This is a genomic window from Amycolatopsis sp. NPDC004378 (genome assembly GCF_053602455.1).
The window spans coordinates 1,298,621-1,317,730 of record NZ_JBSGDR010000001.1 but is presented as its reverse complement, the minus strand read 5'-3'; the positions used below and the strand labels follow the sequence as shown (position 1 = coordinate 1,317,730).

Annotated in this window: 19 protein-coding genes and 1 pseudogene; 15 read left to right on the top strand and 5 right to left on the bottom strand. The window is 70.7% G+C overall.

Features of this window, described 5'->3' with window-relative positions:
* The first annotated feature begins 22 nt into the window (after window positions 1-22).
* The 11 genes from ACWEN0_RS06465 to ACWEN0_RS06415 all read left to right on the top strand — a co-directional run bounded on the left by ACWEN0_RS06465 (window position 23) and on the right by ACWEN0_RS06415 (window position 12,236).
* The gene (locus ACWEN0_RS06465) at window positions 23-1,045 is read left to right on the top strand and encodes a glycosyltransferase family 2 protein (protein ID WP_451969455.1); all 1,023 of its coding nucleotides are present in this window, start codon (window positions 23-25) and stop codon (window positions 1,043-1,045) included.
* 8 nt (window positions 1,046-1,053) lie between these two features.
* Window positions 1,054-2,343: a hypothetical protein gene (locus ACWEN0_RS06460; protein ID WP_451969453.1), complete on the top strand. Its 1,290-nt coding sequence runs from the start codon at window positions 1,054-1,056 to the stop codon at window positions 2,341-2,343.
* Window positions 2,344-2,382: 39 nt separating this feature from the next.
* Window positions 2,383-4,362, top strand: a complete 1,980-nt coding sequence (locus ACWEN0_RS06455; protein WP_451969451.1) for a DUF6541 family protein — start codon at window positions 2,383-2,385, stop codon at window positions 4,360-4,362.
* Window positions 4,363-4,421: 59 nt separating this feature from the next.
* Window positions 4,422-5,123, top strand: a complete 702-nt coding sequence (locus ACWEN0_RS06450; protein ID WP_451969893.1) for a glycosyltransferase family 2 protein — start codon at window positions 4,422-4,424, stop codon at window positions 5,121-5,123.
* 11 nt (window positions 5,124-5,134) lie between these two features.
* Window positions 5,135-5,563 carry a DUF2304 domain-containing protein gene (locus tag ACWEN0_RS06445; protein WP_451969450.1) on the top strand — a complete coding sequence of 143 codons (429 nt, stop codon included), beginning with the start codon at window positions 5,135-5,137 and terminating at the stop codon, window positions 5,561-5,563.
* Window positions 5,564-5,567: 4 nt separating this feature from the next.
* Complete coding sequence (locus ACWEN0_RS06440; RefSeq protein ID WP_451969449.1) at window positions 5,568-6,104, top strand: uridine kinase family protein; 537 nt, start codon at window positions 5,568-5,570, stop codon at window positions 6,102-6,104.
* A 329-nt stretch (window positions 6,105-6,433) separates the two neighbouring features.
* Complete coding sequence (locus ACWEN0_RS06435; RefSeq protein ID WP_451969447.1) at window positions 6,434-8,110, top strand: ABC transporter substrate-binding protein; 1,677 nt, start codon at window positions 6,434-6,436, stop codon at window positions 8,108-8,110.
* A gap of 87 nt (window positions 8,111-8,197) precedes the next feature.
* The gene (locus ACWEN0_RS06430; RefSeq protein ID WP_451969446.1) at window positions 8,198-9,199 is read left to right on the top strand and encodes an ABC transporter permease; all 1,002 of its coding nucleotides are present in this window, start codon (window positions 8,198-8,200) and stop codon (window positions 9,197-9,199) included.
* The gene (locus ACWEN0_RS06425) at window positions 9,196-10,125 is read left to right on the top strand and encodes an ABC transporter permease (RefSeq protein ID WP_451969444.1); all 930 of its coding nucleotides are present in this window, start codon (window positions 9,196-9,198) and stop codon (window positions 10,123-10,125) included. The genes ACWEN0_RS06430 and ACWEN0_RS06425 overlap by 4 nt, the downstream gene beginning before the upstream one ends.
* Before the next feature lie 6 nt (window positions 10,126-10,131).
* A complete protein-coding gene (locus ACWEN0_RS06420) occupies window positions 10,132-11,127 on the top strand; it encodes an ABC transporter ATP-binding protein (RefSeq protein ID WP_451969443.1) in 996 nt (331 codons plus the stop codon).
* Window positions 11,124-12,236, top strand: coding sequence for an ABC transporter ATP-binding protein (locus tag ACWEN0_RS06415; RefSeq protein WP_451969441.1), 1,113 nt, complete (start codon window positions 11,124-11,126; stop codon window positions 12,234-12,236). Before ACWEN0_RS06420 ends, ACWEN0_RS06415 begins: the two co-directional genes overlap by 4 nt.
* Window positions 12,237-12,272: 36 nt before the next feature.
* On the opposite strand, the gene ACWEN0_RS06410 is transcribed toward ACWEN0_RS06415, so the two are convergent.
* Both ACWEN0_RS06410 and ACWEN0_RS06405 read right to left on the bottom strand, forming a co-directional pair.
* Window positions 12,273-13,466: an RNA polymerase sigma factor gene (locus ACWEN0_RS06410; protein ID WP_451969440.1), complete on the bottom strand. Its 1,194-nt coding sequence runs from the start codon at window positions 13,464-13,466 to the stop codon at window positions 12,273-12,275.
* Window positions 13,463-13,825 carry a YciI family protein gene (locus tag ACWEN0_RS06405; RefSeq protein ID WP_451969439.1) on the bottom strand — a complete coding sequence of 121 codons (363 nt, stop codon included), beginning with the start codon at window positions 13,823-13,825 and terminating at the stop codon, window positions 13,463-13,465. Before ACWEN0_RS06405 ends, ACWEN0_RS06410 begins: the two co-directional genes overlap by 4 nt.
* A 136-nt stretch (window positions 13,826-13,961) precedes the next feature.
* Between ACWEN0_RS06405 and ACWEN0_RS06400 the strand changes: the two genes are divergently transcribed.
* Window positions 13,962-14,603, top strand: a complete 642-nt coding sequence (locus ACWEN0_RS06400; RefSeq protein ID WP_451969438.1) for an SDR family oxidoreductase — start codon at window positions 13,962-13,964, stop codon at window positions 14,601-14,603.
* Between the two features lie 105 nt (window positions 14,604-14,708).
* Window positions 14,709-15,359, top strand: coding sequence for a DedA family protein (locus ACWEN0_RS06395; RefSeq protein WP_451969437.1), 651 nt, complete (start codon window positions 14,709-14,711; stop codon window positions 15,357-15,359).
* On the opposite strand, the gene ACWEN0_RS06390 is transcribed toward ACWEN0_RS06395, so the two are convergent.
* Window positions 15,356-16,264 carry an EamA family transporter gene (locus tag ACWEN0_RS06390; protein WP_451969436.1) on the bottom strand — a complete coding sequence of 303 codons (909 nt, stop codon included), beginning with the start codon at window positions 16,262-16,264 and terminating at the stop codon, window positions 15,356-15,358. The two genes, ACWEN0_RS06395 and ACWEN0_RS06390, sit on opposite strands and share 4 nt — an antisense overlap.
* Before the next feature lie 86 nt (window positions 16,265-16,350).
* Between ACWEN0_RS06390 and ACWEN0_RS06385 the strand changes: the two are divergent.
* Window positions 16,351-17,255 (top strand): annotated as a pseudogene (locus tag ACWEN0_RS06385) (LysR family transcriptional regulator).
* Here the strand turns inward: ACWEN0_RS06385 and ACWEN0_RS06380 are convergent.
* The gene (locus ACWEN0_RS06380; protein ID WP_451969434.1) at window positions 17,245-17,847 is read right to left on the bottom strand and encodes a TetR/AcrR family transcriptional regulator; all 603 of its coding nucleotides are present in this window, start codon (window positions 17,845-17,847) and stop codon (window positions 17,245-17,247) included. The pseudogene ACWEN0_RS06385 and the gene ACWEN0_RS06380 overlap by 11 nt on opposite strands.
* Window positions 17,848-17,908: 61 nt before the next feature.
* On the opposite strand from ACWEN0_RS06380, the gene ACWEN0_RS06375 reads away from it, so the two are divergent.
* Window positions 17,909-18,514 (top strand): peroxiredoxin-like family protein, encoded by a 606-nt coding sequence (locus ACWEN0_RS06375; protein WP_451969433.1) that lies wholly within the window; start codon window positions 17,909-17,911, stop codon window positions 18,512-18,514.
* Here ACWEN0_RS06375 and ACWEN0_RS06370 read toward each other — a convergent pair.
* On the bottom strand, window positions 18,501-19,052 hold the full coding sequence (locus tag ACWEN0_RS06370; RefSeq protein WP_451969432.1) for a DedA family protein: 552 nt from the start codon (window positions 19,050-19,052) through the stop codon (window positions 18,501-18,503). The genes ACWEN0_RS06375 and ACWEN0_RS06370 overlap by 14 nt on opposite strands.
* Between the last annotated feature and the right edge of the window lie 58 nt (window positions 19,053-19,110).

Here is a 19,110-nt window from a genome sequence, read left to right as displayed (position 1 = left end):
GCTGCCGGGTAGCCTCGGCACCGTGAGTGCGAACCCGCTCCTCCCTTCGCTCAGCGTGGTGATCCCGGTCCACAACGAGCAGGACTGGATCGAACGCAGTGTCGGCGCGCTGCTCGCCTCGGCCGAAGCGGCGAACTGGCCGATCGAGGTCGTCGTCGTGGACGACGGCAGCACGGACGCGACCCCGGTGCGGCTCGACGAGCTGCGCGAACACCACGGCATCACCGTCATCAGCCAGGCCAATTCGGGCCGGTTCGAAGCCCGGCGGGCGGGGCTGGCCAAAGCGTCCGGGCAGCAGGTCCTGCTGCTCGACAGCCGCGTGGTCGTCGACTCCGGCTCCCTGACCTTCCTGCGCGACCAGCTGGTCGGCCACCCTGGGCGAACAGTGTGGAACGGCCACGTGAACGTCGCGTCGGAGAACAACCCGTATGCCGGTTTCCTGGCCGGTCTGGTGAAGATTCCGTGGCGCCGCTACTGCGCGGATCCGCGCCTGATGTCGTTCGGTATCGAGCAGTTCGACCTGTTTCCGAAGGGCACCGGATTCTTTTCCGCGCCGCGTGCCGTTCTCGAGTCCGCTTCCGATGCTTTCGTTTCGTTGTTCGACGATGTGCGTTTCGCGAGTGACGACACCGGTGTCCTGCGCTGGATCGCCGAACGCCACCGCATCTTCCTGGCGCCGGAGTTCTCCGCGACCTATCACGGGCGTGACAGCTTCCGGAAGTTCGCCGCCCAGGCCTACTTCCGCGGGACGACCTTCGTGGACTCCTACCTCGGTTCGCCGGGCCCGGCCCGCACCGGCCTGTTCGCCGCGTTCGGCGTCGGCGTGTTCGGCCTGGGCCTGGCGCTGCGGCGCCCGAAGACGGCGGTGGTGCTCGCGGCCGCCGGGTCCGCCGCGGCCGGCGCGGCCGTGACCCGCTTCGGCGCGACGAACGCGGAAGCCAAGGCCGTCGCGAAGCTCGCCCCGGTGTTCGGCACCGCGTTCGGCGCCGGTGCCGTCCGCGGGCTCGTCCTGGCGCTGCGGGCCCGCCGGCGGCGGGGACGATGAGCTCCCCGGTGACCGACGAGACGGCCGGCCGCGGCCTGGCGAGGGAAACCGGGCGCTCGGCCGGGAAGATCGGCGTTTCGCTGCTGGTCGCGATCGCGCTCGGCTACGTCCTCACGCTGGTCGCGACGCGCTGGCTCGGCCCGGTGAACAGCAAGGTCTACCTGTCCTTCTGGGGCATCCTGATGGGCCTCGGCAGCGCCCTTTCGCCGCTGGAGCAGGAGCTGTCCCGCCAGTCCGCGGTGGCCGCGCTCGAGGGCGGCCGGGCCGGCAAGCCCGCGCTGCGCGCGCTCACCGTCGGCGCGGTGACCGTCGCCGTCGTCGCCGCGGTGACGCTCGTCGTGCCGGTGCTCTCGGACCGGCTCTACGCCGGGAACACCGCGCTCGGCGTGATCGTGCTGTGCGGAGCCGTCTCGTTCGCCTGCCAGTTCGCCGCCCGCGGCCTGCTCGTCGGGCAGCAGCGGATCAAGCCGTATTCGGGGCTGGTCGTGGCCGAAGCCGCGGTCCGCGTGGTCGTGCTGCTCGGGATCGCGGCCGCGGGGCTCACCGGCCTGACGTCGTTCGCGATCGCCGCGGCCACCGGCTCGTTCGCCTGGTTGTTGTTCGTCCGCCCGGTTTCCGGGCTGGTCGACCCGCACGCCGACGGCGACGGCTGGGGCACCGTGACGGCCCGGATCCTCGTGCTCATGGCCGGCGCCGGCCTGACCGCCAGCGTCATCACCGGCTACCCGGCGATGGTGAGCCTGCTCGCCCCCGGCGGGTCCGCCGCCGACGTCGGCGTCCTCTTCGCGACGCTCACCGTGTCGCGGGTCCCGCTGCTGCTGCTTTCGCCGCTGCAGGCGCTCGCCGTGCCGACGGTCGTGCGGCTTTCGGGTACCGAGGAAGGCGGGCACCGGCTGCGGAAGCTGCTCGCGGCCGGCGCGCTCGGCACGCTCGTCGTCGGCGCGGTCGGCGCGCTCGTCGGCTGGCTGACCGGGCCCTGGCTGGTCTCGCTGCTCTACGGCGCGGACTTCGTCGCCCGGGGCTGGTGGGTGGCTTGGATGGTGTGGGGCGCGGTGCTGCTCACCGCGCTGCAGCTGATGACGGCCGTGCTCGTGGCCAGGAAAGAGGCGAACAAGGTGCTCGTCACCTGGGCCGTCGTCGCGATCGCCACGGCGGCGACGTTGCTGCTCGTGCCGGGCGATCCGATCCTCAGGGCGGTGGCCGGCCTGGCCGGCGGTCCGACGCTGGGTCTCGTCGTCGTGGTGATCTTCGTCCTGCGTCGTCCGGGCAACGCAAAGCCCGCTGCGGCGTCTCAGTAAGGTGACCGCGGCCGGACCGCGGGACAGGAATCGGGAACCATGAACGTACTTCTGGTCGTGCTCGCTTTCTGGGTGCCGGGCCTCGTTTTCGGGGCGGCGATCAGGCTGCGCGGCTGGCTGCTCGCCGCGGCCGCGCCGCTGCTCACGTTCGGCGTCGTCAGCCTCGGCGTGCCCGTGCTCGGCGACCTCGGCATCCGCTGGACGATCCTCGACGTAGCACTGTGGACACTCGTGCTGTCCGCCGCGGGATTCGCCCTCTCCTTGCTCGTCAAGCGGTTCACCGTCCGGAGACACCCGGACTGGGCCGAAAAGGACGCTGCGGCGGCCGTTCCGCCCCGGTCGCTGCGCGGTCACCTGCTGATCGGCGCCGGCGTGCTGGCCGGCAGCCTCGTCGGCGTCGTCACGTTCCTGCGCGGGGCCCACGGACTCGACCGCGTCCAGCAGGACTGGGACGCGCCGTTCCACGCCAACCTGGTGCGCTGGATCGCCGAGCACGGCGACGCCCGGCCGTCGACCGTCGGCACGATCGCGAACCTCCCGAACCAGACGGACTACTTCTACCCGGACACCTACCACGCCCTGCTCGCGCTGGTCTTCGACAAGGCCGGCCTGGCGATGATGCCGACGCTGAACATGGCCGCGCTCACGGTGATCCTGTGCGTGCCGGTCGGCGTCGCCGCGATGTGCCACGTGTGGCGGATGCCGACGATCGCGGTCGCCGCGGCCGCGGCGGTTTCGGTGTCGTTCACGAACTTCCCGTACGACGCGATGTGGCGCGGGCCGCTGTGGCCCTACGCCGCCGGCGTCGCGCTGATCCCGGCGATGCTCGCGCTGGGCCGCCTGCTGCTCGAGCCGCGCGGGCTCGCCGGCCCGGCCGCCATCGGCGTCGGCGTCGCCGGGCTGATCGGGCTGCACACCAGCGTCGCGTTCGTGGTCGTCGTCTACTTCCTGCTGATCCTGGCCGCCGTGCTCCTCAAAGCGGAGCGGATCGACTGGCGCCGGTCCGCGCCTTCGCTCGGGGCCACGCTCGCGCTCGCCGTGGTCTGCGGCCTGCCGCTCGCCTTGCCTTCGCTGTACAACGCGGGTGGCGTGACCGGCGCGATCTGGGGATCCGAAGCGACCGTCTCCGGGGGCATCGGCGAGGCGCTGACGTTCTCGCCGATGGCCGACTTCCCGCAGTGGTGGATCGGCCTGCCCGCCATCATCGGCGTCTTCATGCTGGTGCGGCACCGGCGGATGCTGTGGATGGTCGCCGCCTACGTCGTCTTCGGCACCCTGTTCGCGGCCACCGTCTCGCTGGAGACACCCCTGGTCCACGCGCTCACCGGCATCTTCTACAACGACCACTGGCGGATCGGCGCGCTGATCCCGCTGTCCGGTGCGGTCGCGTTCGGGGAGTTCGCCGACACCACGTCCCGCTGGTTCGCGGGCAAGGCCGGCGCCTGGCTGCCGAAGGTCCGCCCGGCGGTGCTCACCTCGGCCGGCCTGGTGGTGCTCGCGGTCGTGGTGGCCGGCCTGAGCGGCGGCGGGTACGTCGGTCGCAACGCCGCCCGGTTGCAGTACAGCTACAACGACGGCCCGACGGTCGGCAACGACGAACGCAGCGCTTTCGACTGGCTCGCCGCGCACGTCGCGCCGGGCGAGCACGTCATGAACGGCAAGGCCGACGGCTCGGTCTGGATGTACGCGCTCAGCGGCGTCCAGCCGGTCGAGTGGACCTTCTACGGCGCCGAAGCCGACACCCCGGCCGGCTTCCTCAGCCGCTACCTCGACGACATCGACCGGTACCCGCACGTGCGCAAGCTGCTCACCGACCTCAAGGTGCGGTACCTCTTCCTCGGCAAGGGCCGGGTCCAGCCCACGAGCTTCAACGGGCCGGGCCTGAAGAACATCGACGGCAACCCCGGCTTCAAGGTCGTGTTCCACAACGCCGGCGCCACCGTGTACGAGATCGAGGGCCAGCAGGGCGTGGTCGCGGCCGGTGCGGCCCCCGCGTCAGCGGCCCGTGGCGGGCAGTGAAGGGCTAGGGTGATTCCGTGACCAGCACCGCTGTGACCAGCCACCGCGTGCTCATCGTGATGCCCGCGTGGAACGAGTCCGAGAGCGTCGCTTCGGTCGTCGAACAGGTGAAGCTGGCCCTGCCGGAGAGCGACCTGCTGGTGGTCGACGACGGCTCGGTCGACGACACCGCGAAGCTCGCCCGCGCGGCCGGTGCCGGGGTGGCCCGGCTCGCCGTGAACCTGGGCGTCGGCGGGGCGATGCGCACCGGCTTCCGGTACGCCGCGGCCCGCGGGTACGACGTCGTCGTGCAGGTGGACGCGGACGGCCAGCACGACCCCGGCGAGCTCGACGCGCTGCTGCGCGGCCTCGAAGACGCGGACATCGTGATCGGCTCCCGGTTCGCCGGCAAGGGCACGTACAAGGCGAGCGGGCCGCGCAAGTACGCGATGGTCGTGCTGGCACTGGTGTTCTCCCGGCTCGCGAAGACCCGCCTCACCGACGTCACGTCGGGGTTCAAGGCGATGGGCCCGCGCGCGATCCGGCTGTTCGCCGGCTACTACCCGGCGGAGTACCTCGGGGACACCGTGGAGTCCCTGGTGCTGGCCATCCGGGCCAAGCTGACCATCAAGGAGATCCCGGTCGTCATGCGGGAGCGGGCGGGCGGCACGCCCAGCCACTCGCCGGTGAAGTCGGCCGTCTACCTGAGCCGGGCGGGGCTGGCGCTGCTGCTGGCGCTGGTGCGCCGCCGTCCCGCGGTCGGCTCGTCGGACTCGGCGTAAGGGGAAGCGAAATGGCCGGTTGGCGCATTCTCAGCATCGTCGTCGCCTGTGTCGTGCTCTTCGTCGTCGTGGAGATGATGAGACGCCGGAAGCTGCGCGAGAAGTACGCGGGCGTGTGGCTGGTCGTCGCGGTCGGTGTCGTCGTCCTCGCGGTGCTGCCGCAGGCGGCCGAGTTCCTGGCCAAGCACACGGGCGTGCAGACGCCGTCGAACTTCGTCTTCCTCCTGGCCGGTTTCGTGCTGGCGCTGGTCTCGCTGCACCTGTCCACCGAAGTCGGGCGCCTGGAGGAAGAAGTGCGCACGACGGTCGAGGAGACCGCGCTGCTGCGCTGCGAGCTCGAGGAAACCAAGCGCGAGCTGGAGCACCGGATCGCCGCGCTGGAGGCGCCGGCGCCGGACGACGTCAAGGGGCTTCCCGAGGTGCACCGCGTCTCCAAGTGACCGGGTGGTCGACGCCCTGCTGGCCGCACCCGCCCGGCTCGGCGGGGTGCGCGTGCTGGCCATCGACGGACCGTCCGGTTCGGGCAAGTCCACACTGGCCGCCCGGGTCGTCGGCGAACTGCGCGCCCGCGGCCACCACACCGGATCGGTGAGCACCGACGCCTTCGCGACCTGGGACGACCCGGTCGCGTGGTGGCCCCGGCTGGCCGACGGCGTCCTGCGGCCGCTCGCGAACGGCGTGGCAGGCGCTTACCGGCGGATGGACTGGACCGGCGGGCAACCGCGCCTTGGCGAGCTCGTCCGGGTGCCGGTTCCGGACTTCCTGGTCCTCGAGGGCGTCTCCAGTGGACGCACTTCGGCAAGGCCCCTGCTTTCGCACCTCTGCTGGCTCTCCGGGGGCTCGGCGGCGGACCGGCTGGCCAGGGCCGTCGCGCGGGACGGAGCGGACGCACGGGACGAACTGGAGCGCTGGCAGCGGTTCGAGCACGGCTGGTTCGCCGTCGACGGCACCCCCCGGGCCGCCGGGACCCGACTTTCGTAGGGGGTCGAACGGTCACCGTGCGTGAACGGACGGCTCCGGATCGATCAAGCTCCACGGCCCGGTCCACCACGGTCGGGCGAACGTTGGTACCGCCATCTGAGTTAGTGATCCGGCACCGGGCGGAGCGGCCGGCCACAAATGGTCACAGTCTGTCGTGATTTACGGACACATTGCGGTCAAATCGACGCCCACGTAGCGCGATCGTAACCTCACGTACTTAAGCCCGGGCCGACTTCCCGCTAGTGTCGGCGGGCACACCGATCGTCCGTCGAGTTCCTGACCGACCGGACGGTGACTTTGAAACCCGAACATCTCCCAAGGGGTGCCAGATGCAGCAATTGCGGCTGACCCGAACACGCCGCGTGGCCCTGATCGGGCTCGCCGGCGCGCTCGCGGTTTCGCTGTCCGCTTGTGCGGAATCCAAGCGTGATGAGGGCGCCGGGGGTGGTTCCGGAGGCACGATGATCTTCGGTGCGGCCGGCAACCCGAAGATGTTCGACCCCGCGTTCAACGACGAGGGCGAGACCTTCCGGATCACGCGGCAGATCTACGACACGCTGATCCAGAACAAGCCGGGCACCGCCGACCTCGAGCCCTCCCTCGCCGAGAAGTGGGACTCGAGCAACGACGGCAAGACCTGGACGTTCACCCTGAAGTCCGGCGTGAAGTTCTCCGACGGCACCCCGATGGACGCCACGGCGGTCTGCTACAACTTCGACCGCTGGTACAACATGAAGGGCGCCGCCGCCCAGAGCCAGATGATCTACTACGGCGACGTCTTCGAGGGCTTCGCCAAGAACGAAGGCGACGCGGCGGGCGAGCCGGTCTACAAGAACTGCCAGGCGCAGGACCCGACGCACGCGGTCCTCAACCTGAACAAGGCCAAGGGCGCGTTCCCGGCGGCGTTCACGCTGCCGTCCTTCGCGATCCAGAGCCCGGACGCGATGAAGAAGCACAACGCGGACCAGGTCACCCAGAGCGGCGACTCGTTCACCTACAGCGAGTACGCGAACAAGTTCCCGGTCGGCACCGGCCCGTTCAAGTTCGAGAGCTGGGACCAGGGCAAGGGTGAGATCACCCTCGTCAAGAACGACACCAGCCCGACGCCGGCGAAGCTCGACAAGCTGATCTTCAAGGTCATCCCGGACGAGAACGCCCGCAAGCAGGCCCTCAAGGCCGGCGACATCAACGGCTACGACTACCCGAACCCGGCGGACTACGGCCTGCTGCGCAACGACGGCGAGCAGGTGCTCATCCGCCCGTCGTTCAACGTGCTGTACCTGGGCATCAACCAGTCCGGCCCGGCCGCGGAGAAGCTGAAGGACCCGCGGGTCCGCCAGGCGCTGGCCTACGGCATCAACCGCGAGCAGTTCGTGAAGTCCAAGCTGGCCGAGGGCTCCGAGGTCGCGACCGAGTTCGTGCCGAAGGTCATCTCCGGCTACACCGACGACGTCACCAAGTACCCGTACGACCCGGACAAGGCGAAGCAGCTGCTTTCCCAGGCCGGCGCGTCGAACCTGACGCTGAAGTTCTACTACCCGACCGAGGTCACCCGGCCGTACATGCCGAACCCGGCGGACACCTTCACCGCGATCTCCGAGGACCTCAAGAACATCGGCATCAAGATCGAGGCCCACGCCGAGCCGTGGAACGGTGGCTACAAGGACGACGTCCAGAAGTTCGGCAAGCAGGACCTGCACCTGCTCGGCTGGACCGGTGACTACAACGACGCCGGCAACTTCGTCGGCACGTTCTTCGGCCGTGAGAAGAAGGAGTTCGGCTTCAACAACCCGGAGCTGTTCTCGGCCCTCGCCGCCGCGGACGCCTCGCCGGCCGGCGACGCGCACGCCAAGGCGTACCAGGACGTGAACAAGAAGATCATGGACTTCCTCCCGGCGGTCCCGATCGCTTACCCGACGCCGGCGATCGTGGTCGGCCCGAAGGTGAAGGGTCTGGTGGCGAGCCCGCTCACCGACGAGCGCTTCAACACCGTGACCGTGAGCTGATTCCGGAATTCGGCCCAGGACAGGGGGTGGGTGCTACCGCACCCACCCCCTGCGCCTGATTCCCGGGCTGGCACCAAAGGACTGCAAGTGCTTCGTTTTCTCGTGCGTCGGTTGCTACAAGCGATCCCGACGCTCTTCATCCTGTCCATCCTGATCTTCGCCTGGCTCCGGTCCCTGCCCGGCGGTCCGGCCGCCGCGCTGCTCGGCGACAAGGCGACGCCGGAGAAGATCGCCGACCTCAACCACGTGCTGGGCCTCGACCAGCCGATCATCATCCAGTACTTCGGGTTCCTCGGCCGGGCGTTCACCGGCAACTTCGGCAACTCCCTGGTGTCGAGCCAGCCCGTGATGGGCGAGATCGCCACGTTCCTGCCGGCGACCATCGAACTCGGTCTTTCCGCGATGATCATCGCGGTCGTCATCGGCATCCCGGCCGGGTACCTCTCCGCGCGGTACCGCGGCGGGCCGGTCGACAACGTCATCATCGTGCTCAGCCTGGTCGGCGTCGCGGTGCCGGTCTTCTTCCTCGGCTACATGATGCAGGACCTGCTCGCCTCCCCGCTGGGCCTGCCGTCCCAGGGCAGGCAGGCCGCGGGCCTCGACGCCACGTCGATCACGAACTTCGCCATCCTCGACGGCATCATGACGAGCGAGTGGGACGCGGTCTGGGACGCGATCAAGCACCTGATCCTCCCCGCGTTCGCGCTCGCCACCATCCCGCTCGCGGTGATCACCCGGATCACCCGCGCGTCGGTGCTCGACGTCCTCAACGAGGACTTCATCCGCACGGCCAACTCGAAGGGCCTGACGCAGCAGGTGGTGCGCACCCGGCACGTCCTGCGCAACGGCCTGCTGCCGGTGGTCACCACCATCGGCCTGCAGACCGGCGCGCTGCTCGGCGGCGCCGTGCTGACCGAGCGGGTGTTCAACTTCCGCGGCCTGGGTTTCCTGCTGGCCGAAGGGATCGAGCGGCGTGACTACCCCCGGCTGCAGGCGCTCCTGCTGTTCGGGGCCGTGGTGTACGTGCTGGTGAACATGCTGGTCGACATCTCGTACGGGATCATCGACCCGAGGGTGCGTGTGCGATGAACACTCTGCTGAACAAGAAGAAGGAACCGATCGACAAGCTCGCCGCGGCGAGCGGGCGCAGTCTCGGCGGGGAAGCGCTCCGCCGGATGCTGCGCAGCCCGGTCGCGATCACCGGTGGCGTGATCACCGGCCTGTTCCTCCTGCTGGCCATCTTCGCGCCGCTGCTGGCCCCGAAGGACCCGCTCGACCGCGCGCTGCAGGACCAGGTCCAGCTGGGCCGGGGCATCATCCCCGGGTCGATGCCGGGCTACCCGCTCGGGGTGGACGACTTCGGCCGCGACTTCCTGTCCCGGCTCATCGTCGGCGCCCAGCAGACCCTGCTCGTCGGTGTGCTCGCGACGGTGATCGGCGTCCTCATCGGCGTGATCATCGGCGGCCTCGCCGGCGCCTTCGGCGGCTGGGTCGACACCGTCCTCATGCGACTGGTCGACGTCATGCTGTCGTTCCCGTCGCTGCTGCTGGCCATCTCCATCGCGGCACTGTTCGCGAAGCCGAGCCAGTGGACGGTCATCCTCGCCGTGTCGATGGTCGGCGTGCCGATCTTCGCCCGGCTGCTGCGCGGTTCCATGCTGGTCCAGCGCGACGCCGACCACGTGCTGGCGGCGACGTCACTGGGCGTCAAGCGCGGGACGATCGTGTTCCGGCACATGCTGCCGAACTCGCTCGGCCCGGTCATCGTGCAGGCGACCCTGACGCTGGCGACGTCGATCCTGGAGGCCGCGGCGCTGTCGTTCCTCGGTCTGGGCGACCCGGACCCGTCGCGGGCGGAGTGGGGGCTGATGCTGGGCAAGGCCTCGCGCCAGTTCCTCGACATCCGCCCGGAGCTCGCGTACTACCCGGCCATCGCGATCATCATCGTCGCGCTCGGGTTCACGCTGCTCGGCGAGTCCCTCCGTGAAGCCCTCGACCCGAAGAACAGGCGGTGAGATCCCATGGCACTCCTTGAAGTCCGCGACCTTTCGGTCGTGTTCCAGCGACGCGGCGAGCGCCCCTTCACCGCGGTGGACGGGGTCAGCTTCGACGTCGAACCCGGCCAGACCGTCGGCCTGGTCGGCGAGTCCGGCTGCGGCAAGTCCGTGACGTCGCTGGCGATCATGCGGTTGCTGGCCAAGCGCGGCAACAAGGTCAGCGGCTCGGTGCGCTTTGAAGGCACCGACCTGCTCAAGCTGTCCGACAAGGACATGCGCGACCGCCGCGGCCGCGACCTCGGCATGGTGTTCCAGGACCCGCTGTCCTCGCTGAACCCGGTCATCCCGATCGGGCTGCAGATCACCGAGGTGCTGGAGCGCCACCGCGGCATGTCGCGCAAGGCGGCGTCCGTCGAAGCGACGGACCTGCTGGACAAGGTCGGCATCCCCGACCCGTCGCGGCGGCTTTCCGAGTACCCGCACCAGCTTTCCGGCGGGATGCGGCAGCGCGCGCTGATCGCGATCGCGCTGGCGTGCCGGCCGCGGCTGCTCATCGCCGACGAGCCGACCACCGCCCTGGACGTCACCATCCAGGCGCAGATCCTGGCGCTGCTGCGGGAACTGGTGCAGGACACCGGCACCGCGCTGATCATGATCACGCACGACCTCGGCGTGGTCGCCGGGCTGTGCGACGAGGTCAACGTGCTCTACGGCGGCAAGATCGTCGAGCGGGCGCAGCGGCACCAGCTCTTCGCCGAGCCGCGGCACCCGTACACGCACGGCCTGCTCGCGTCGATCCCGCGGCTCGACGCGGGCCGCGGCGAGAAGCTGGTCCCCATCCGGGGCTCGGTGGCCGACAACATCCCGTGGGAGGGCGGCTGCGCGTTCGCGCCGCGCTGCCCCAACGCGCTGCCGGTGTGCCGTGAGGTCCAGCCGCAGCTGGTGCCCGACCGGGGCACCCTGCTGCGTTGTCACAACCCCGTGCGGCCGGCGGTCGCGGCGGGAGGAGGAGCCCGATGACCCGTCCCGCTGGTGACGTGCTGCTCGAGGTCAGCGACCTCAAGGTGCACTTCCCGATCAAGCGCGGCATCGTGATCGACCGGACGGTCGGGCACGTGTTCGCGGTCGACGGCGTCGACCTCTCCATCCGCCGCGGCGAAACCTACGGCCTGGTGGGCGAGTCCGGGTGCGGCAAGTCGACGCTGGGCCGGGCGATCCTGCGGCTCAACGAGCCGACGGCCGGCCAGGTGGTCTTCGACGGCACGGACGTCGCCCACCTCAAGGGGGAGGAGCTGCGGAAGGCCCGGCGCCGGATGCAGATGATCTTCCAGGACCCGATGTCCAGTTTGGACCCGCGCCAGTCGGTCGAGTCCATCCTGCTCGAGGGCATGCACGCGCACGGCCTCGACAAGGACAAGGAAGCCACCCAGCGGCGGCTGCGGGAGCTGCTGGCCGCGGTCGGCCTGCCGGAGACGTCGCTGCGGAAGTACCCGCACGAGTTCTCGGGCGGGCAGCGTCAGCGCATCGGCATCGCGCGGGCGCTGGCCGTGGAGCCGGACCTGATCGTCGCCGACGAGCCGGTGTCCGCGCTGGACGTCTCGGTGCAGGCCCAGGTGGTCAACCTGCTGGAGGACCTGCAGGACCAGCTCGGCCTGACGTACGTGGTGATCGCGCACGACCTCGCGGTGGTGCGCCACATCTCCGACCGCATCGGCGTGATGTACCTGGGCGCGCTGGTCGAGGAGACCGACGCGGACTCGCTGTACCGGGACCCGCTGCACCCGTACACGCGGGCGCTGCTTTCGGCGATCCCGGTGCCGGACCCGCAGGTCGAGGACAGCCGCGAGCAGATCCTGCTGGCGGGTGACCTGCCCTCGCCGGCGAACCCGCCGTCGGGCTGCCGCTTCCACACGCGGTGCCCGTGGAAGCAGGCGAGCCTGTGCGACACGGACCGCCCGCAGCTGCGCGAGATCGGCGGCGGTCACCGGGTGGCGTGCCACTTCGCGGAGGACATCCGCGACGGGCGCATCCAGCCGCACGAGGTGGAGCCGGAGCTGATCGAGCTCACCGGGTCGCTCAACCCCGACCTGGGCCCGCCGGACGTCGGCACCTCCGCCGAGATCCTCTAGCCCGTGAAGGCCTCCTTGACTCCCTCAAGGAGGCCTTCACGGCTTTTGGGCCGCGGCCCGGGACTGGAGGTAGGCCTGCTCCGGCAGGCTCAACGTCCGCCGCGCGGCGGACAGGTACGCCTCGCGGGCGCCGGCGGCGTCGCCGGACAGCTCCAGCAGGTGCGCGCGCACGGCGTCGACGCGGTGGTGGGCGGCCAGCGCCGGGTCGTCGGTCGCGGCCAGCTCGGCCAGCCCGGCTTCGGGGCCGTGCACCTGCGCGAACGCGACGACCCGGTTCAGCGTCACCATCGGGCCGGGGGCCACGACCCGCAGCAGGTCGTACAGCGTGAGGATCTCCGCCCAGTCGGTCTCGGCGGCCGTCGGGGCTTCGTCGTGGACCGCCGCGATCGCCGCCTGCAGCTGGTACGGGCCCACCGGCGTCGTCGCCAGGGCCTTCGTGATCAGCTCGACCCCCTCCGCGATGAACGGCTTGGTCCACCGGGTCCGGTCCTGGTCGGCGAGCGGGACCAGCGCGCCGCCCGCGGTGACCCGCGCCGGGCGGCGTGCCTCGGTGAGGAGCATCAGGGCCAGCAGCCCGCTGACTTCGCCGTCGCCCGGGAGCTCGGCGCGCAGCTGCCGGACCAGGCGGATCGCCTCGGTCGTCAGCTCGACGCGGTTCAGCGTGCCGCCGGAGCTGGCCGTGTGGCCCTCGGTGAAGATCAGGTACAGCACCTGGAGCACCGCGGCCAGCCGCTCCGGGCTCTCGTCCCGGGTGAGCCGCTCGCCGCGCAGCTTCTGCTTCGCCCGGCTGATCCGCTGGCCGATCGTGGCCTCCGGGACCAGGAAGGCGCGCGCGATCTCCGCCGTCGTCAGCCCGCCGACGGCCCGCAGGGTGAGCGCCACCTGCGACGGTCGCGTGAGCGAAGGGTGACAGCAGAGCAGGAGCAACGTCAGGGTGTCGTCGACCCCGGCGACCGGCTCCGGGGCCGGCGGCTCGGCGAGCGCCACGGTCGCCTCCCGCCGCTGCCGGGCGGTCTCGCTGCGGAACTGCTCGATCCGACGCCGGGACGCCGTCGTGATCAGCCAGCCCTTCGGGTGATCCGGGACGCCCTCGGCCGGCCACTGCAGCGACGCCGCCAGCAGGGCCTCCTGGACGGCGTCTTCGCAGGTGTCGAAGCCGCCGTAGCGCCGGACCAGCGCCGCGAGGACCTGCGGGGCCAGCTCGCGGAGCAGGCCTTCGACCGCGGTCACAGCTCCGGCCCGTGCAGCCCCATCACCGGCCGCACCTCGACCGTCCCGAACGCCGCTTCGGGGATCCGCAGGGCGATCTCGAGCGCGCGCGCCTCGCTCTCGCAGTCGAGCAGGTAGAACCCGGCGAGGAACTCCTTGGCTTCGGCGAACGGCCCGTCGGTGGTCAGGGCGCCGCCGCTGACCCGTTTCGCCAGTTCGGGGTAGGCGAGCCGTTCGGAGACGATCCGCTCCCCGGACGCATCGAGGTCGTCGTTGAGCTGCTGGTAGTAGGCCAGCCCGGCGGCTCGCTGCTCGTCGCTCATCCCCTCCCACGCCGCACGGGACTCGGGGTTGCCGTAGATCAGGACCACGTACTTCACGCGCGCCTCCCGGACGATGTCGACCCTCTGGAGGATGGCACGACCGGAGTTGTCCACACGGGGACCGCCCCTGTGGGCAACCCTGTGGACAACTCCGGGACCGGCGAACTCGCGCCTGGTGCGGGACGATCGGCTCATGCAGGTCACCGTGCTGGGGGCGTCAGGACGAACCGGGATCCACGTGGTCCGCCTGCTCGCCGCCCAAGGTCATACCGTCCGGGCCGGGCTTCGGAGCCGTCGCCGGGCCGAAGTCCTGAGAGACGAGAGAGCCGAGCCGGTCGTCGCCGACGTCACGGCCGACCTCGACGAGCTCGTCGAGGTGTTCAAGGACTCCGATGTCGTCATCAGCGCCATCGGTGCGCCGGATCCCGAACCCGAGTCGGTGAACCTCGTCGACCGGGACGGCTCGATCGCCGCCATCCGGGCCGCCGAGACCGCCGGGGTGCCGCGGTACGTCCAGCTCTCCGCGCAGTTCGCCGACGCGCCCGACCAGGGCGACCGGCTCGTGCGGTCGATCCTGCTCGCCAAGCAGGTCTCCGACAGCGTCCTGACGCGCTCCGCGCTGACCTGGACCATCGTCCGGCCCGGGACGCTCACCGACGGACCCGCCACCGGCCGCGTCAAGGCCGCGGGCCACCTCGAGCCGGGACGGATCAGCCGGCGGGACGTCGCCGCCGTGCTCGTCAGGGTCCTGCGGGAGCCGCTCACCGAAAACCGCGGCTTCGACGTCGTTTCCGGGGATTTCCCGGTCGCCCCCGCACTCGCCACGCTCGAGTGAACCCGACTTGAGGAGTACCCCGGGCGATACCTGAGTAGGCCGCCCGGCGCACCCCTTCCCCGGTACCCTGCGAAAAGCAGATTCTCCACGTAGGGGGTACGGGCAGTGCACATCGACCAATGGCTGGAGGCGATCCCGCCGCTTTCGGTGTACCTCATCGTCGGCGCCGTGATCATGATCGAAAGCCTCGGCATCCCGCTGCCCGGGGAGATCGTGCTGGTCAGCGCGGCCTTGCTGGCCTCGCAGCACAGCACGCTCAGCCCTTTGTGGATCGGTGTGCTGGCCAGTGCCGGCGCCATCGTCGGCGACAGCATCGGTTACCTGATCGGAAAGACCGGTGGGCAACGGCTGTTCGCCTGGGCCGGCCGGAAATTCCCGAAGCATTTCGGGCCGACGCACCTCGCCAACGCCGAACGGATCTTCGACAAACGCGGGGTGTGGGCCGTCTTCCTCGGCCGGTTCATCGCGTTCCTGCGCATCCTCGCCGGCCCGCTCGCCGGGTCGCTCAAGATGCACTACCCGAAGTTCCTGCTGGCGAACGCGGCCGGCGGCATCATCTGGGCGGGCGGCACGACCGCGCTCGTCTACTACCTCGGCGTCGTCGCCGAGGAGTGGCTCGGCAACTTCTCCAAGTACGGCCTGGTCGCCGCCATCGTGCTCGGCGTCGTCGTCTTCTTCGTGATGAAGAAGCGCCTCGGCCGCAAGCACGAGGAAGAAGAAGAGCAGCAGCCGAAGCAGGAAGAGACCGCGTCCTAGACCGGGATCTCTTCGGGCAGCAGCTCCGGGTCGGGCTTGCGCGCGGTCCGCAGCGACCCGAGCAGCACGCCGGCGATGACGACGACGGCCGCGCCGATCTCCAGCCCGGTCGGGCGCTCGCCCAGGAACAGGAACGACGCCGTCAGCCCGACCACCGGCACGAGCAGCGAGAACGGCGAGACGACACCGGCCGGGTTGCGCCGCATGAGCGTCGTCCACAGGCCCGACCCGACGATCGTCCCGATCAGCACGACGTAGCTCAGCCCGGCGAGCGCGGTCAGCCCGGTCGACGTGCCCAGCGTGGTCAGCGACTTCCACTGCGCGGCCGGGCCCTCCATGACCAGCGAAAGCGCGAACATCGGCAGCGGCGGCACCACCGACATCCACAGGGTGAAGTGCAGCGGGTTGTCCGGCTCGGCCTTGCGCGTGCTGAGGTTGCCGAACGCCCAGCTCAGCGCGGCCAGCAGGGTCAGGACCATGGGCAGCAGGGCGGCGTGGCCGGCCTGCTGCCACGCGATCGCGACCATTCCGGCGACGGCCAGCGCGATGCCGGCCAGCTGGTGCGGCGTGACGCGTTCGCGCAGGAAGACGGCCCCGAGCAGCACCGTGAACGGCGCCGACGCCTGCAGCACCAGCGACGCGAGCCCGGTCGGCATCCCGGTGTCCATCGCGATGAACAGGAACGCGAACTGCCCGGTGCCGAAGCCGAGGCCGTAGCCGAGCAGGTGCCGCACCTTCACCTTCGGCCACGGCACGAACAGGATCGTCGGCACGGCGATCACGGCGAACCGCAGCGCGCCCGCGAACACCGGCGGGAACTGGCCGAGCGTGGCGTGGATGGCGAGGAAGTTCAGGCCCCAGAGGACGGCGACGAACACGGCGAGCAGGCGGTCACGAGCGGGCATACCCCCACTGTGACGACGTCGATCGTGAAGGACCAGCGAGAATATCTGCAGGGACCTTGTAGTCGTGCTTCACATATGCTGGCGGGGTGGATCTGGGTCGCCTGCGCACGCTGCGGGAGTTCGCCGACCGCGGGAGCGTCACGGCGGCCGCGCGGGCGCTGCACTGCACGCCGTCCGCGGTTTCGCAGCAGCTGCGGGCCCTGCAGAGCGAGGTCGGCCTGCCGCTCACCGAGCCGGCCGGCCGCGGGCTGCGGCTGACCGACGCCGGCCGCGCGCTGGTCGCCCGGGCCGACGAGGTGCTGGCCGCGCTCGAGCGCGCGGAGTCCGAACTGGACACCTACCGCAGCGCGCCGCGCGGACGGGTGCGGGTCGCGATCTTCCAGTCGGCCGGCCTGATGCTGCTGCCGGGCCTGCTGACCCGCGTCGCCGGTTACGACGGCCTGGAGGTCGACGTCCGCGACGTCGACATGACACCGCCCGAGGTGCCCGGCCTGGTCGCGGACTACGACGTCGTCGTGGCCCACCGCGACGAGCACGCGCCGGAGTTCGACCAGGACCGCCTGGACGTCGTGCCGCTGCTGCGGGAGCCGCTCGACGTCGCGCTCCGGTCGGGCACCGGCTGGCGAAGAAGCGGCGCGTCGAGCTGGCCGAGCTCGCGGACGAACGCTGGATCGGCGTCGACCACGGCTTCCCGGTGGACGACGTGCTGCGCTCGCTGACCATCCGCACCGGCGTCCGGCCGGTCGTCGTCCAGCGGATCAACGACTTCCGGATCACCGAACGCCTGGTGGCGGCGGGCCACGGGATCGCGCTGGTGCCCCGCTACACGATCGACACGCGCCGGGGCAGCGGCCTGGTGAGCCGGCCGCTGGCGGGCATCCGCGCGGCGCGGCGGGTGGAGGCGGTGTGCCGCACCGGCGCCCTGCAGCGCCCGGCCGTGGCCAAGGTGATCGACGAGCTGCGCGCGGAGATCGCCCAGCTCACCGCTTGAAGCCACGCAGGTGGGCCAGAGCGATGCCCAGGGCGTCTTCGAGGGCCGTGAGGTCGTGGCGGATGTGGGCCAGCAGCAGTCCACCGTGGACGGACGTCATCGCCGCCTGGGCCAGCCGCGCCGGGTCGGCGTCGGGGTCGAGTTCGCCGTTGTCCTGCAACGTCTTCAGGCCACGCTCCAGGTGGGACTCCCACGTCCGGTAGGCCTGGTCGACCAGCGGTGCGAGCTTCGGGTTGTCGCCCACTTCGCCGGCGAGGTTGCCCAGCGGGCACGCGATCGGGCCGCCCGCGCGGCGGTGGACGTCCAGCAGCTGCTCGGTCCACGTCTCCAGATCGGCCCAGGAGGACAGCGCGAAGATCGCCGGCTGGTTGCCGAGGACCTGCTCGAGGTACCGGTCGATGACGGCCTCGACCAGCTGTTCCTTGTTCTTGAAGTAGTGGTACATCTGCGATTTCCCGGCCCCGCTCGCCGCGAGCACCTTGTCGACGCTCGTGCCCGCGACGCCGTCGACGTACATCAGCGCGGCCGCCGCGTCGACGATCGCGTCGCGCGTCCGCTGGCCGCGTGGGGTCGAAGCCGCTTGCGCCTCCATGTACTGAATAGTACAGTCCGGTTCACTGTACTGATCAGTACAACCAGAGTTTGGGGAATCCATGACGCTCAACGAAGCCCTGACCGGCGTGAACGACCACGCCCGGGGCGCGCTGCCGCCGGAGATCTTCGAGGTGTTCGAAGCGTCCCGGCGCCGCGCCGCCGAGACGACGTTCGCCCAGGTGGGCGACAAGATCGAGGACTTCACGCTGCCAGGCGCCGACGGCGTGCCGACGAGCCTGAACGACCTCGTCGCGGACGGCCCGGCGGTGCTCGTCTTCTACCGCGGCCAGTGGTGCCCGTACTGCAACCTGACCCTGCGCACCTACCAGCAGGAGCTCCTGCCCGAGCTGACGGCGAGGAACGCGACCCTCGCCGCGATCAGCCCGCAGCAGCCGGACGGCCCGCTCCCGGACCTCGACTTCCCGGTGCTTTCGGACGTCGGCAGCACCGTTGCCCGCGGGCTCGGGCTGAGCTACCCGGTTTCCGCGCCCGTGCGCGAAGCCATGCAGGCGCTCGGTACGGACCTCGAGCAGGTCAACGGCACCTGGGAGCTGGTGCACCCGGCGGTCGTCGTGGTCGACCGGGACCGGGTGCTGCGGTTCGTCGACGTCCACCCGGACTTCGTCACGCGGACCGAGCCCGAGGACATCCTCAAAGCGCTCTAGCGGACCGCTTCACGCTGTAGGTGATCACCGAACCCAGGATCAGGGCGACGCCGAGGGAGAGCAGCATGCTGATCCCGGGTTCGGTGATGAGCTGGCCGCCGGCGTAGCCGAGGAAGGCCACATAGGACGTCCAGAGCGTGACGCCGACGGCCGACGCGGTGAAGAACTCCGCCATCGGCCACCGCAGGGAGCCGGCGAGGAGGGCGCCGACCGTCCCGCCCGACGGCAGCCAGCGGGCGACCACGAGGACCGGCCGGGGGTGGCGCTGCAGCCGGCCGTCGAGCCAGCCGATGCCCGCGGCGATCTTCCGCCGCCGGCTCAGCCGGTCCAGCGCCGCCCGGCCACCGAACCGGCCGAGGGCGTAGAGCGCCTGGTCGGAGACCAGGCACCCGGCACTGGCCACGGCGATCACCAGGGCCAGCGACGTCCCGCCCTGCGCCGCCGCGACGCCCATCCCGAGGATCGTCACCTCGGTCGGCAGCAGCGGCACGAGCGAGACGACGAACAGCACCAGCAGTCCCGCCGTAGTCGTGTCCACATCTCCATTAACCGCCTGCCCGGCCCGGAAAACTCCTGATCACCGGGTACTCACAGGA